At 30.7% G+C, this 12,821-nt stretch carries 16 protein-coding genes; all 16 read right to left on the bottom strand.

Annotation, left to right across the window (positions count from 1 at the left end; genetic code table 11):
- Positions 1–35 precede the first annotated feature (35 nt).
- A complete protein-coding gene (locus tag BLQ93_RS05110) occupies positions 36–902 on the bottom strand; it encodes a thiamine pyrophosphate-dependent enzyme (protein ID WP_092128663.1) in 867 nt (288 codons plus the stop codon).
- Positions 899–2,041, bottom strand: a complete 1,143-nt coding sequence (locus tag BLQ93_RS05105; protein WP_281182324.1) for a hypothetical protein — start codon at positions 2,039–2,041, stop codon at positions 899–901. The genes BLQ93_RS05110 and BLQ93_RS05105 overlap by 4 nt, the downstream gene beginning before the upstream one ends.
- The gene (locus tag BLQ93_RS05100) at positions 2,029–2,583 is read right to left on the bottom strand and encodes a 2-oxoacid:ferredoxin oxidoreductase subunit gamma family protein (protein WP_092128659.1); all 555 of its coding nucleotides are present in this window, start codon (positions 2,581–2,583) and stop codon (positions 2,029–2,031) included. Before BLQ93_RS05100 ends, BLQ93_RS05105 begins: the two co-directional genes overlap by 13 nt.
- Before the next feature lie 2 nt (positions 2,584–2,585).
- Positions 2,586–2,975 (bottom strand): ferritin family protein, encoded by a 390-nt coding sequence (locus BLQ93_RS05095; RefSeq protein WP_092128657.1) that lies wholly within the window; start codon positions 2,973–2,975, stop codon positions 2,586–2,588.
- Positions 2,976–3,067: 92 nt separating this feature from the next.
- Positions 3,068–3,538, bottom strand: a complete 471-nt coding sequence (locus tag BLQ93_RS05090; protein WP_025391731.1) for a redoxin domain-containing protein — start codon at positions 3,536–3,538, stop codon at positions 3,068–3,070.
- A gap of 20 nt (positions 3,539–3,558) precedes the next feature.
- Positions 3,559–4,038: a COG4315 family predicted lipoprotein gene (locus BLQ93_RS05085; protein ID WP_092128655.1), complete on the bottom strand. Its 480-nt coding sequence runs from the start codon at positions 4,036–4,038 to the stop codon at positions 3,559–3,561.
- A gap of 18 nt (positions 4,039–4,056) precedes the next feature.
- Entirely contained in the window at positions 4,057–4,290 is a 234-nt protein-coding gene (locus BLQ93_RS05080) for a ferritin family protein (RefSeq protein ID WP_092128653.1), read from the bottom strand.
- 23 nt (positions 4,291–4,313) lie between these two features.
- Entirely contained in the window at positions 4,314–4,991 is a 678-nt protein-coding gene (locus BLQ93_RS05075; RefSeq protein WP_092128651.1) for a cytochrome b5 domain-containing protein, read from the bottom strand.
- Positions 4,991–6,559, bottom strand: a complete 1,569-nt coding sequence (gene acnA / locus BLQ93_RS09765; RefSeq protein WP_173801015.1) for an aconitate hydratase AcnA — start codon at positions 6,557–6,559, stop codon at positions 4,991–4,993. Before acnA ends, BLQ93_RS05075 begins: the two co-directional genes overlap by 1 nt.
- Positions 6,560–6,584: 25 nt before the next feature.
- Positions 6,585–7,745: an aconitase family protein gene (locus BLQ93_RS09760; RefSeq protein ID WP_173801013.1), complete on the bottom strand. Its 1,161-nt coding sequence runs from the start codon at positions 7,743–7,745 to the stop codon at positions 6,585–6,587.
- Between the two features lie 15 nt (positions 7,746–7,760).
- Positions 7,761–8,324, bottom strand: coding sequence for a nitroreductase family protein (locus BLQ93_RS05065; RefSeq protein ID WP_092128649.1), 564 nt, complete (start codon positions 8,322–8,324; stop codon positions 7,761–7,763).
- Between the two features lie 10 nt (positions 8,325–8,334).
- Positions 8,335–8,640 (bottom strand): hypothetical protein, encoded by a 306-nt coding sequence (locus tag BLQ93_RS05060; protein ID WP_025391737.1) that lies wholly within the window; start codon positions 8,638–8,640, stop codon positions 8,335–8,337.
- Between the two features lie 137 nt (positions 8,641–8,777).
- Positions 8,778–9,959: a glycosyltransferase family 4 protein gene (locus BLQ93_RS05055; protein WP_159427500.1), complete on the bottom strand. Its 1,182-nt coding sequence runs from the start codon at positions 9,957–9,959 to the stop codon at positions 8,778–8,780.
- The gene (locus BLQ93_RS05050) at positions 9,908–11,038 is read right to left on the bottom strand and encodes a CDP-glycerol glycerophosphotransferase family protein (RefSeq protein ID WP_092128643.1); all 1,131 of its coding nucleotides are present in this window, start codon (positions 11,036–11,038) and stop codon (positions 9,908–9,910) included. Before BLQ93_RS05050 ends, BLQ93_RS05055 begins: the two co-directional genes overlap by 52 nt.
- Entirely contained in the window at positions 11,022–11,705 is a 684-nt protein-coding gene (locus BLQ93_RS05045) for a phosphocholine cytidylyltransferase family protein (RefSeq protein WP_092128641.1), read from the bottom strand. The genes BLQ93_RS05050 and BLQ93_RS05045 overlap by 17 nt, the downstream gene beginning before the upstream one ends.
- Positions 11,702–12,802: a non-hydrolyzing UDP-N-acetylglucosamine 2-epimerase gene (wecB, locus tag BLQ93_RS05040; RefSeq protein ID WP_092128639.1), complete on the bottom strand. Its 1,101-nt coding sequence runs from the start codon at positions 12,800–12,802 to the stop codon at positions 11,702–11,704. Before wecB ends, BLQ93_RS05045 begins: the two co-directional genes overlap by 4 nt.
- Positions 12,803–12,821: the final 19 nt, after the last annotated feature.

Raw genomic sequence — 12,821 nt, 5'->3', positions numbered from 1 at the left:
TACGTTAATTTAAAATTTGATAAAATTGATTTATGCTAAAAATTTTCATCTATAAAATGTTTAATTTTATCGATTTGTGTACTCCTTTTAAACAATGGTGTATTGTCTTGTTTGTAACACATTAGATTTTCTTCAAATGTTTTTTTATTGTTTATGTAAAAAACACCAAGTGGTATGGGATCGTTTTCAAGTGCTTTTTGGAGTGCGATCATTTTATTTTTGGGATCGTGATTTTGCATTATGTATGTGTGTTCACTATACCATTGATAGGTATTGACTTTATTAAAACTGACACATGGTTGAAACAGTTCAACCACAGCAAAACCTTTATGATTTATTGCTTGGGCAATAATATCTGCTGTGTAATCTTTGTTTCCAACATAAGCTCTTGCTACAAATGAGGCATTTAAAACTATTGCAAGCGCAATTGCATTTAATGGCTCTTCAAATACGCCAAATGGCTGAGTAGTTGTATGCTGACCCATCATTGTTGTAGGTGAGCCCTGCCCTTTTGTTAAACCATAAATTTGGTTATTATGTATGATAACTGTAATATCTGAGTTTCTCCTTATACCATGCAAAAAATGGTTTCCCCCTTCTGAATACATATCGCCATCGCCACCTTCAGCAATTACGACGAGATTTGGGTTTGAAGCTTTAAGTGCCGAGGCAATAGGTATTGCTCTTCCGTGTAGCGAATGAAAACCGTGCGTATTTATATAATGAACTATTTTTGCAGCCTGCCCTATGCCGCTAACTATAGCTATATCTGTTGGCTTTAAATTCAATTTTTTGAAAGCTGAAGCCAGTGCATCTCTTAGTGGAAAATTGCCACAGCCTGGACACCATGATACATCATAAGAATCAGGTCTTTTTGGTTCAAATTCACCAAGCGTGCTCATTTAACCTCCAATGCCATTTCAAGTTTTTCTTTTAATTCTTCAACAAAAAATTGTCTTCCTGTGTACTTATTTATGAGCTTATCTACTTTTATGCCATATTCTTTCCAGATCAGGTTTGCAAATTGACCTGAAAAGTTTTGCTCAACAAAGATTAATTTCTGTGCTTTTTTAAGGTAATTTAAGCCATCATCATTTAAAGGGTACAACTGAGAATAGCATAATAGTCCTGTATCATCTCTTTTTAATAATTCTAAAGCCTCTTTTGTATTTTCATACAATGAGCCATAACAAACAACTAAATTTTTAAATATTTGTGGTCCTATATACATCGGTTTCAATGATTCACTTTTTATACCATCTATTTTTCTCATTCTTTTTTCAAGCATGAGTTTAGACAACGTTTCATCTTCTGTAATATCTCCATACTCATCATGCTCGTTGCCATTTGCTACAATAATTCCATCGCCAAAACCTGGGATGCCTCTTTTTGATATACCGTTTTGAGTTAATTCGTACCTTTTGTAATCTTGAGGTGTTTGAATGATATAGTTTTTGGGTTCCAAAAATTCTAATTGCGTTGAATCAATATTATACATCATGCTCATAAAATATTGGTCAGTCAAAATATAGCTTACACATTGGTATTTATCAGCTATATCAAAAGCTTTTTGCGTTACAAAAAACGCATCTTCTAAATTTCTAGGTGAAAATATAGCTCTTGGAAAATCACCGTGAGAAGAGTACAAAACTAAGTTGAGGTCGCTTTGAGATGTTCTTGTAGGAAGACCGGTTGCAGGCGATGGTCTTTGAGCTAAATGAACCACAAGTGGTGTTTCAGTCATACCAGCAAGACTTACGCCTTCTTCCATAAGAGCATAACCTCCGCCAGATGTTGTAACAAAAGCTCTAACTCCGCCAAACCATGCACCAATTGCAGCGTTAACAGCTGATATTTCATCTTCAAATTGTTCTACTACGATATCAAATTTATCCATTTGATGGGCTAAAAATATTGCAACATCTGTAGATGGTGACATTGGATAAAAAGATAAAAACTTTGCATTTGAAGATAATGCTCCAAGGGATACAGCCTGTGAACCACTTAGTAAAGCATATTTTTTTGGTGTTAGGTAATCAATTTGTGGTTTGATTTTGCTATATGAGCTATCTTTAAATAGATTATAGCCAGCATTGTATGCCTCAATGTTTTTTTGTGCAACATTAGGATCTTTAAAATGTTTTTAATTGCATTATGTGCAATGTCAGCATTAATCTTAAAAATTGATGATATAAACCCAAACGCAACAGTATTGGCAAATATTGCGCTGCCAAGATTTTTAGCTATTTTTAAAAAATCAACTGTAAAAAATTGAGACTTATACTCATCTGTTATAAAATCTTCTTCTGAAAAAATTATTGTATCTTTTGATATTCTATTTTTTGAATGATCAAGTGCATTTTTTGTAAATAAGAATAAAAAATCGGCAAACTGCTTGTAACCTTTATTTTCTTTTGATGAAACCCTTATGGTGGTAGAGTTTACGCCACCTCTTACCCTTGACATATATTCTTTATCGGAAAACACAAAAAAATTTGCTTCTTTAAAGGCTTTTGAGACTAATGCTTCAACCGTTTCAACGCCTTGACCTGCTGCGGCTGTAAGGACAATAGTATAATCCATATTTACTCCTTTCTTAACTGTTCTTCGATATGGCTAAACTCGGCTGATTCAACCCATTCCTGACCTTTCCTTATAAATTCCATTAAGTTTTCAAGGATAATTCTGTGTTTATCTTCTTCTTTTGAAATTAGCTGGAGTATGTTTTTTTCGTTTTCATTATCGGATTCAAGAGATTTTTGTTTGTACAAATCTCTTGAATCTATTTCTATTTTTATTGCTTTACTGTAGACGTCTAATAAATTTTGTTCATCTGAAAAATCACTATTTTGATTTTTTAGTTTTTTAAATAAATTTGGCACATTGTCAAATGTTGAGGTAGGAAGGTATTCATATACACCTTCTTTAAATTTTTCTATAATTTTATAATGTCTTGTCTCATCAACTGCAAGCATTAAAAATAAAGACCTAGTCTCCTCTTTTTTTTGCTTTTAAAGCTTGTTCATTGTAATAGTTTTTGCCATCTTCTTCTAAAGCTAAAGCATAATCAATTGCGTTCATGATTTTCCTCCAAAAACTTGATAATCTCGTTTATATCCGGTAATTCTTTGATTGGGTAAACTTTAGTAAAAATTACATTAAAATTTTCATCAAGCAGCATGTTTACTCTGCCTGAAAAGCCGTATTTTTCAATAAAAACATCGAGTTTTTTTGAAACTTCTCCGTGGGGCCAAAAATCACACAAAAGTGGTGTCTTTTCTATATTTAGGCTTTTGGCCCAGGCTTTTTTAGATGGTACTGTATCTATGCTAAGACCCAGACATACAGTATTTAATTGTTTGAAAATATCAAAATTTTCTTCTAAACTTTGCATTTGTTTTGCACACACATCTGTCCATGCAAGTGGGTGGAACGATAGTAATACTTTTTTGCCCTTATAAGAATTTAAACTGATATCTTTAGAGTTCTGATCTTTTAATGTAAAATCCTCAACTTTAGAACCAATTGCTAAAGCCATAAAACCTCCTTTATTTTTAATTATTCCTGACTCATTGGTATTTTAACCTTTATAATATGCCATATACCAACTGGTGTTTTTAAATTATTGCCAAAGGTATCACCGGGTTTTTTATCGCCTTCAAAGTAGTAAAGTGGTTTATTGTCGTATGAAATTTGTAATTTACCATCAGGTCTTTTAAATACTTTAAAATCTTTAGATTTTAACATTCTTGGTATAAAAAGTTCTTTTTCATAAAAGATAGGCCATTTAGACAAACAAACTTCATTTTTACATTTTATGTTGTTGTCAGTTTCATTTTCTAAATAATATAGAGTCATACCGGTTGGACCTACTAAATATGTGCCAATTTCTGGTTTTTTGGCTATATTTACAGTAAAAGTTGTTACAATTGAACAATCTCCTTCAACTTTTAGTCCAGAAAAATTAGTCGCAAATGCATTATTTAGACCTAAAAATGTAAAAAAACCAATACCTGCTATAAAATACTTGAGTTTCATAAAAAATACCTCCTTAGATTATTTTGAATTTTTTATTTTTATTATGTTTTCTTCTATATCTTTTAGTATCTTTCTTAAAGAAGCTTCGTGTCCTTTTTCCTGTTCAGCAAGAGATAAAAAAAGCTGGATAGATTCTTGAGTTTTGAATTTTTTTGCTGCATTCAAGTAAAAATCTCTTGCACTGATTTCTTTAGGGATTGCTATTAGAATAATTTGTTTCATTTCTTCTAACTCTTTAAGCGTGTAATCCATAAAACATCCTCCTTCTATTAAGTTTAAGCCCAAGTAATCTTTCCGCCTTCATACGCTATAAAAAGCACAATAGGTAAATTTGCAAAAATAAGGACATTATATATGATAAATGCAAGGCTATTTGTGCTTGAAATATCTGGATTTGTAATCCTGATAACTATGCCTGTAATACCTATTAAAACTAATATAATAGAAAATGTTATCTTATTTTTAAAAATTTTTGTTGTTTGCTTATCATAGTTTATCCACCAGCTTAAGAAACCAGCTGATATTGCAGGTATAGCCATAATAGTAGCAACAAAGAAAGCATAAATAGCGCTTAATTCAAAGCTTGAAAGTGAAGTTAAAAGAAAAAGTAACTGCATAAGCGCAGCAAAGAAGAATAAACCCAAAGGATAGTGGATTAGAACTGGGTGCGGATGAAATTTCTGATAAAATTTTATCAGTGTTTCTTTTGAAGTTTGTGTTTTTGATTCATCAATTTCAAGCGTATCTACTACTTCAAATGATTTTAAAACTTCATCAGTATGTGGAGCTAAAGCCAAAAAATCTGTTAAATCTTCTCCAGCCCTATGACGAGCCATATGAACTCCGTTTTGCCATCTTTTAGAATTTGTTACATCATAAACTTTGCCTTTGTAGGCAATATAAGCTTTTTCTCCATTTTGACCATTATGTTTTGAGAGTTCTTCCAATTTCATTAGTTCCCCCTTGCCTGTGTTTGTTTAAGTAATTTTCTTAAAACAAAACTTAAAATACCGTCATTTTTGTAATATTCAATTTCTTTTTGCGTATCTAATCTGGCAATAACATCAAATTCAATCTTTTGTTTATCAGATTTTATTGCTGTAATATGTAATAATTTATTTGGATTAAGATCTTCGAGTCCTTTTATAAAAAAAATTTCGCTCCCATCAAGGTTTAATGTTGCATAATCTTGATTTTCATTAAATTGCAAAGGTAATATGCCCATATCGATAAGGTTACTTCGGTGAATTCTCTCAAAAGATTTTGCAAGAATTGCTTTAACTCCAAGTAATTTTGGACCCTTTGCAGCCCAATCGCGAGATGATCCGCTTCCATATTCTTTTCCAGCAATAACAATTAAAGGAATTCCTTCTTGTTGATATTTTACCGATGCATCGTATATGAACTCAATGTTTTTTTGATCAAACTTAAGTGTGTAAGCCCCTTCTTTTGGTTTAACCAAAAGATTTTTTAACCTTACATTTCCAAATGTGCCTCTTGTTAATACCTCGTGATTACCCCTCCTTGATCCATATGTATTAAAATCTTTTTCTTCTACACCGTTATGAATTAAATAGTTACCTGCAGGGTAATCTTTTGGTATTTTTCCAGCTGGAGAGATATGATCTGTAGTAATAGAATCTCCAAATAACGCAAGTACTCGTGCGTTATTTATTTCTGAAATCGGGTTAATATCGATTTTAAAATTATCAAAATAAGGGGCTTTTTTTATATAAGTAGAATTATTTTGCCATTTATATAAATCAGTAGCTTCAACTTTTAAATTATCCCAGATTTTATCATTAAAAATCGTGGCATACTTATCTTCAAATAGATCTTTTTTGAGATATTTACTAATATAGTCATTAATTTCATAACTGGAAGGCCACAAATCTTTTAAAAAAACATTATTGCCATTTACATCTTTTCCTAAAGGTTCAGTTGTCATATCAATATCAATATTTCCAGATAAAGCAAAAGCAACAACAAGCATAGGTGAAGCAAGGTAATTTACTTTTACGCTATTATTTATGCGCGCTTCAAAATTTCTGTTGCCTGATAATACGCTTGCCACTATTAAATTTTCTTTTTTAACAACTTCTTCTATTACAGGGTGAAGTGGACCGGAATTTCCAATGCAAGTTGTACATCCATGACCTACAACATGAAACCTCAAAGCTTCTAAATATGGCAAAAGATTTGCTTTCTTTAGATATTCATCAACCACCCAGGATCCAGGAGCCAGTGATGTTTTTATGTATGGTTTAACACTTAATCCTAACTCTACAGCTTTTTTAGCCAAAAGACCCGCTCCAATCATTACATATGGGTTTGATGTATTGGTACAAGAAGTAATGGCTGCTATTGCTATACTACCATCTGAGAGTATAAACTCTTCGTTTTCAAATTCAATTTTAACAAACTTTTTTTTGTTATATACCTTTACTTCACCTAATTTCATATTTTTTAGTAGTTCGTCTATTGAAGTTTCGTTTTTTAAAGTATTTTCTTTACTTTGCATATTTTTATTTAATAATTCATTAAAATTACGCTTTAGATCCTTTTAAAATTATTTTATCCTGCGGTCTAGATGGGCCTGCGAGAGAAGGTTCAATGCTAGATAAATCAAAATCAATGATTTTAGAATATTCTGGTTCATATGAACTATCATAAAATACACCTTGATGTTTTGCATAAGCTTCAATTAAATCAATTAAATGTGACCTGTTTGTTAGCTCCAGGTATTCTAAAGTTTGATTATCTATTGGAAAAAAACCTACCGTGGAGCCATACTCTGGCGACATATTGGATATTGTAGCTCTATCTGGAACGCTCAAATGGTTTAAAGCAGGACCAAAATACTCAACAAAGCTGTCTACCACATTATTCTTTCTGAGCTCGTTTGTTATGCTTAAAGCTAAATCTGTTGGTGTTGAGCCCTCTTTTAGTTTTCCTTTTAATCTAACTCCAATAACATTTGGTATTTTCATGTAGTATGGTTCACCTAAAATTACAGCTTCTGCTTCTATACCTCCAACGCCAAAGCCAAATATACTTAAACCATTTATCATTGTAGTATGTGAATCTGTACCAATTAATGTATCAAAAAAAGCCATTTTTTCATTGTTTATTTTTTTTGTTTTTACAACTTCACCTAAATATTCAAGATTAACCTGGTGCACGATACCAGCATTTGGTGGGAACGCTCTAAAATTTTTTAATGAAAGACTTGCCCATTTAATCAATTCGTAGCGCTCCATGTTTCTTTTGTATTCTTTTGCAAGATTATAATCCATCGCTTTAATTGTTCCATATTGATCTACCTGAATTGAGTGGTCGATAATTAAATCAACCGGTACTGATAAATCAACTTTCTTTGGATCACCGCCAAGAAAAGCATAAGCATCTTTAAGTGTTGCAATATCTACAATAGCCGGTACACCAGTAAAATCTTGCATGACAACTCTTTCTGGGAAAAAAGTTATTGCTTTTGATTTATCTGTTTTATCAAAGTTAATTAGGTTTAAAATGTCGTATTTGTTTATATATACATCATCTTTATGTCTAAGCATATTTTCAAGTAAAATTTTAATGCAAAATGGCATTCGTTCTATTTGTTGGTATGTTTTAGCTATAACTTTTAGACTATGTATAAGGTAATTCTCATTTTTTATTTTTAAAATCGTTTTTGCATCTAAATCAACCATTTTCCCCCAGTTTATTTAATCTTTTAAGCAATAAGTATTTAAGCAGGCAAATTCTTCAAAAGCTTTTCTTGGCGGTCTTTGAAGTTCATCCTGTTTTTGTTTTTCACTTAAAAGTGGGTTTATTTCTTTATTATGTTTGCCAAATATTATTAAAGCAATAATTTGCAAATCTTGTGGACTATTAATTACATTTCTTACTTTTAACGGATCATAACCTGCAATTGGGTGTGCAACATAGCCAAGCTCTTGAGCTTTAAGCATCAAAAAAGCAACGCTCATTCCAGTATCAAACAAAAAATACTTTCTATCGCCCAGGATACAATCATCAGTTTCTTTTGATAATACTGTTATTATCATTGAAGCATTATATGCCCACTCATTGCCTTTAGATAAAGACTGCTTTAAATTGCTCAAATAGGGTTCATCGTAGACAAAGACAAATCTTTGTGGCTGTTTGTTAAAACACGATGGAGCCAAAGAAGCAGCACCAGCCAAATCTTTTATAAGTTCCTGTGTTATTTCTACCTTTAGTAAAGACCTAAATGAACGCCTTTTTTCTATTGCTTCAGCTACATTCATTTTTCCCCCTTTATTCTCTTAATTTTTTAATTTTAGATTTACTATAGTTAGATTTTGTAGCATTATTTTCAAAATTTATAATTTTATCAATTGCTAACAAAAAAAGGCCAAACCTATACTCGCCTACCTTGTTTTTGTCGTAGTTTTGCATAAAAAAAGCATTTTCATCTTCTTCTTCGAAAATCTTCATTTGATGAAATATTTCTATTTGAGCTTTTAATGGCAAATTGCAGAAATAATCCAATTTCTCTTTAAATTGATTGTTTGGTATTTTAGTTATTTGTTCTATAAATCCGATATCAAAATTTAGTTTCATTTTTAAATTTGTAAAAATAACAACCCAGCATACTTTTTTTAACAAATACAACAATTCTGTTTTTTGCTTTCAGAGATTCTAAAAGTAAAATAATTCTCTTTTAAATATTGTCAATGATTGTTTATAATTTTATTTAGCTATTTAATTACTTTAACTAAATTTGAGTAGATTTCAAAATATTCTTGTGTTATTTTTTGCCATGAATAATTTTTTCTTATAAATTCATCGGCTTTAAAGTGATTTCTTTCGTCTATTAAGGATTGTTTTATAGTTTTATAAATTGATTGCAAATCGTTGCTATTGCAAAAATATGCATAATTTTTAAAATACTCAAGTGTACTATCGCACATTCCTATAACTAGATTTGCACCAAACAAACCAGCTTCTAAGCTTGCAAGTCCAGGTGTTTCAAGCCAGCTTACAAGTGCGTGTGTATGTGCAGCCTTGTAAGCGCCAGAAATTTCTCTTTGATCAAGTGTTGCATTTATGTGTATTACTTTGTCTGGTTTTATGTATTCAAGACATTTTTTGTAGTACTCTTTGTGTGTTGGATAAACTTTTCCAATTAAAACTATTTTGATATTCCAATCATCAGCCGTAGCTTTAAGAAGATTTAGTATGTTTTTTCTTTCATCAATACGAGCCACGCACAAAACAAACTTCTCAAAATTGATTTTGTATTTTTGTTTAAACTCTGATGCACTCATTGAATCAGATAAAAGATTTTCATCAACGCCATTTTTTATGACTTTAATTTTGGATTCATCTGCAACGAAGTTTTTGAGATAGTTTTTTTCTGCAATTGAATTTGGCAATATAAAATCACATGCATTTAGTGTTTTTTTAAATAATTTATCAAAGTTGTGTATGTTTTCTTTTAAAAATGTTTTATAAGATAGACCCTTTGTTACTCTTTTAATATCTTTTGCTAAGTTGAAAATGTTTTTTGGCAGTATTTTTTTTATTAGTTTGTAGTAGATTGACCTGCCCCTTTTTTCAAGCTCTGAAAAGTCCGCGTAAATGGGTGATATTACAATTTTCTTATTGTGTTTTTTGGCTAGTTTTACAAAAAAAGCAGTTTCGCTTAAGCGCTGTATATTAAATATATGGACAATATCGAATTTGTCTATGATTTTTTCTATAATGTTTGGGTCCGTTTGTATTGAGCTTTCAATTTCATCTTTTAAGTTATTTATTATAGCAAGCATTTGTATAGTATCGCCACCTAAATTTTCTAAATAATCTTTTCTGTTTATAAATAAAATCTTTAGTTTTTGGCTATCTTTTGTAAAAATTTGATTATTCTGCAACTTGAACACCCACTGCGATTGAATTTTTGGGCAAATTTGCCAATCTCGTCCTTTTTGTAATTTTCAAATATGTTTGTTAGAGACTCTTTTATTTCGTTCAAACTGTAGCATTTATAAAAAGGTAGATTTTCTATGTCTAAATAAAAACCGTTCCTTAGATCTTTGTATTCTTCGATGTCGTATAAAAACAAAACAATTGGTCTTTCTAAAATTGAGTAATCAAAAAAAACAGAAGAATAATCGCTTACCAAAATATCGCTTGCAATTAAGAGCTCTTGGATATCTATATCTGGCTGTTTAAAATAAGCTATATCTTTATCCAACGGGTGAAGTTTAACAATCAGTTCAATCTCTTGTGAAGTAAATATGTTTTGAAGCTCTCTTATTAAATTTACCCTGCATGTGTGCTTATCTCTAAATGTTGGTGCATAAAGGGCAATTTTTTTTGCGCTAATACCTAGCTTTTTCTTTACAGACTCTTTTATATTCAAAGCTAATAATGGGTCTTGTTTACAATAAAAAAGCAAGTCATTTCTGGGCTGACCTGTTGGTAAAATCTTTTTTGTAGGTAAACCAAAAGAGCTTTTGAATGCATTTATAGTATAGCTTGAAGCAACGCATAGATAATCAATATATTTGTGCTCAAAAAGCCCTAATTTCTTTTTTAAGTAAAATTTTTTTGCGTCGATAAATGTATCAAAGCCCATTTTTTTTAAAGGTGTACCATGCCATAAATTAACCACGAGGGTTTTTTTATTTTTTACATAATACACATCTTGAAAGTTATGTGTGGTTATAAAAAATTTTGCTTTTATTGCTTTAAAAAACATTCCAAAGCCAATTTTAATTACAGGCAGGTTTTGTTTTTTTAACAAATTATAGGTATTTATATCGTGGGCAACATAAAAAGCTTTAAAGCCCTTATTTTTAAGCATAGCTAAATACAGATACTTTGTATTGTCTGTAAATGCTCCATTTAGAGAAGAAAATAGCACAAGACTTCTATCTATTTTTACAAATGGACTAAAAAGTGCCTTTGCAATGTTTAAAAAAAGAATAATTGAGTATTTTTTAAGCTTCCTTATCACTAAAAAGCGCCTTTGCTAAATTTAAATCTTCTAAAAAATCAATTTCTATACAACGCTTTTTGCCTATATCAAGAGCAGAAATTTTTACATCTTTTTGTATTAGTTTGTTTATTCCTTCTTCAAAATAGTCTTTATTTGTGCACTCTTTTAAGCAATTTTTAAATAATTCCAGATGTTGAGCCTTGATAAAATTGATACCAAGTGCTTCACCTTTTGCATTTTCTAAATTCTTTGACACTTGCGCGATGTAGCCATTGCTATCTAGAATGTACTTTACCTCTTCTTGTGCTACAGCTGATACATTTGTTGCCATGCAGTTAGCATCAAGATTTAAAATATCTGAAATAATTTCATCATCGAAAACAATATCAGCATTAAGCCACAACACATCTTCGTTTTTAATTTTATTTAAGGCAAGTAAAAGACTTTTGGCAGTATTGGTTGAGTGAAAATTGTTGTTGTATACAAATAAAAGTTCGGGAAAAGCTTCCATAATCATTTCTTTTTTAAAACCTATAACAATTAAAATATCATTTATATCAATATATTTTGTAATATTTTCTATTTGTTTTTCAAGAATTGTTTTGTTATGTATCTTTGTAAGTGTTTTTGGTATTGAATTTTCAAGTCTCATACCAAATCCAGCAGCTAATATTACAACTTTCATTTTAGCTCCTTTAATATATTGATTATTCTTTGGGATGTTTTTCCATCGCCATAAGGGTTTACACGGTTAGACATCGATTTGTAAAAATCTAAATCTGTAAGCAATAGTTTTGCCTCATTGTATATTTTTTGGGTATTTGTCCCAACAAGTTTTGCTATATTAGCCACAATACCTTCCTGCCTTTCTGTGGTATTTCTAATGACCAAAACTGGGATGCCAAATGCTGGAGCCTCTTCTTGTACACCACCAGAATCGGTTATAACAAGGTAGGATTTGCTTAATATATAAACAAATTCAGGGTAAGTCAGTGGCTTTGTAAGTTTGATATTTTTAAAACCAGTTAACATTTCAAATGCTAAATTTTTAACATTGGGGTTTAAATGGACAGGATAGACTATTTCAACATCATCAAACTCCTGTGCTATTTGTTTTATGGCTTCAAATATTGATCTCATGGGTTTGCCAAAGCTTTCTCTTCTGTGAGATGTAAATAAAATAATGCGTTTTGTAAAATCAATGTCTTTGAAAACATCAAAATGAGTGTTTTCTATTTCAAGTTTTTCCAAAATTAAATGCAATGCATCAACAACGCTATTTCCTGTTAAATAAACATTTTTTTTAATCCCTTCATTTTGCAAGTTATCATAAGCAAGTTTTGTTGGTGCAAAATGATAGGTAGCTATTGCAGAAATTAGTTTTCTGTTTGCTTCTTCTGGGTATGGATTAAAAAGATCAAAGCTACGAAGTCCTGCTTCAACATGTGCTATTTTAATTTTAAGATAAAATGCAGATAGGGCCGCAGCAAAAGCCGTTGTTGTATCACCTTGTACAATAACTATGTCTGGTTTTTCTTTTTCATATATGCTTTTTATTTTTATTAATATATTGCTTGTTATATCAAAAAGTGATTGAGAATTTTTCATTATATGCAGGTTGTAATCTATGTTTATATTAAAAAAATCTGTAACCTGGTATAACATTTCTTTATGTTGTTCGCTAACGCATACAACTGTATCAAAATATTTTTTTGATTCTAAAATAATTGGCGCTAATTTGATAGCTTCAGGTCTTGTGCCAAAAACAAACATTGTTTTCATAAAGCTTACTTTTAGCATA

The sequence above is a fragment of the Desulfurella multipotens genome (assembly GCF_900101285.1).
In the GTDB taxonomy this organism is placed as follows: domain Bacteria; phylum Campylobacterota_A; class Desulfurellia; order Desulfurellales; family Desulfurellaceae; genus Desulfurella; species Desulfurella acetivorans.
Note: the sequence above shows the minus strand (reverse complement) of the source record. Positions and strands in the feature narration are given on the sequence as shown.

What these genes read in the sequence shown, in the direction of transcription:
- acnA (WP_173801015.1), bottom strand. Translation starts at nt 6,559, where the DNA reads ATGCAAAGTAAAGAAAATACTTTAAAAAACGAAACTTCAATAGACGAA.
- wecB (WP_092128639.1), bottom strand. Translation starts at nt 12,802, where the DNA reads ATGAAAACAATGTTTGTTTTTGGCACAAGACCTGAAGCTATCAAATTA.
- BLQ93_RS05080 (WP_092128653.1), bottom strand. Translation starts at nt 4,290, where the DNA reads ATGGATTACACGCTTAAAGAGTTAGAAGAAATGAAACAAATTATTCTA.
- BLQ93_RS09760 (WP_173801013.1), bottom strand. Translation starts at nt 7,745, where the DNA reads ATGGTTGATTTAGATGCAAAAACGATTTTAAAAATAAAAAATGAGAAT.
- BLQ93_RS05090 (WP_025391731.1), bottom strand. Translation starts at nt 3,538, where the DNA reads ATGGCTTTAGCAATTGGTTCTAAAGTTGAGGATTTTACATTAAAAGAT.
- BLQ93_RS05075 (WP_092128651.1), bottom strand. Translation starts at nt 4,991, where the DNA reads ATGAAATTGGAAGAACTCTCAAAACATAATGGTCAAAATGGAGAAAAA.
- BLQ93_RS05100 (WP_092128659.1), bottom strand. Translation starts at nt 2,583, where the DNA reads ATGGATTATACTATTGTCCTTACAGCCGCAGCAGGTCAAGGCGTTGAA.
- BLQ93_RS05065 (WP_092128649.1), bottom strand. Translation starts at nt 8,324, where the DNA reads ATGAATGTAGCTGAAGCAATAGAAAAAAGGCGTTCATTTAGGTCTTTA.
- BLQ93_RS05110 (WP_092128663.1), bottom strand. Translation starts at nt 902, where the DNA reads ATGAGCACGCTTGGTGAATTTGAACCAAAAAGACCTGATTCTTATGAT.
- BLQ93_RS05045 (WP_092128641.1), bottom strand. Translation starts at nt 11,705, where the DNA reads ATGAAAGTTGTAATATTAGCTGCTGGATTTGGTATGAGACTTGAAAAT.
- BLQ93_RS05085 (WP_092128655.1), bottom strand. Translation starts at nt 4,038, where the DNA reads ATGAAACTCAAGTATTTTATAGCAGGTATTGGTTTTTTTACATTTTTA.
- BLQ93_RS05095 (WP_092128657.1), bottom strand. Translation starts at nt 2,975, where the DNA reads ATGCTTGCAGTTGATGAGACAAGACATTATAAAATTATAGAAAAATTT.
- BLQ93_RS05060 (WP_025391737.1), bottom strand. Translation starts at nt 8,640, where the DNA reads ATGAAACTAAATTTTGATATCGGATTTATAGAACAAATAACTAAAATA.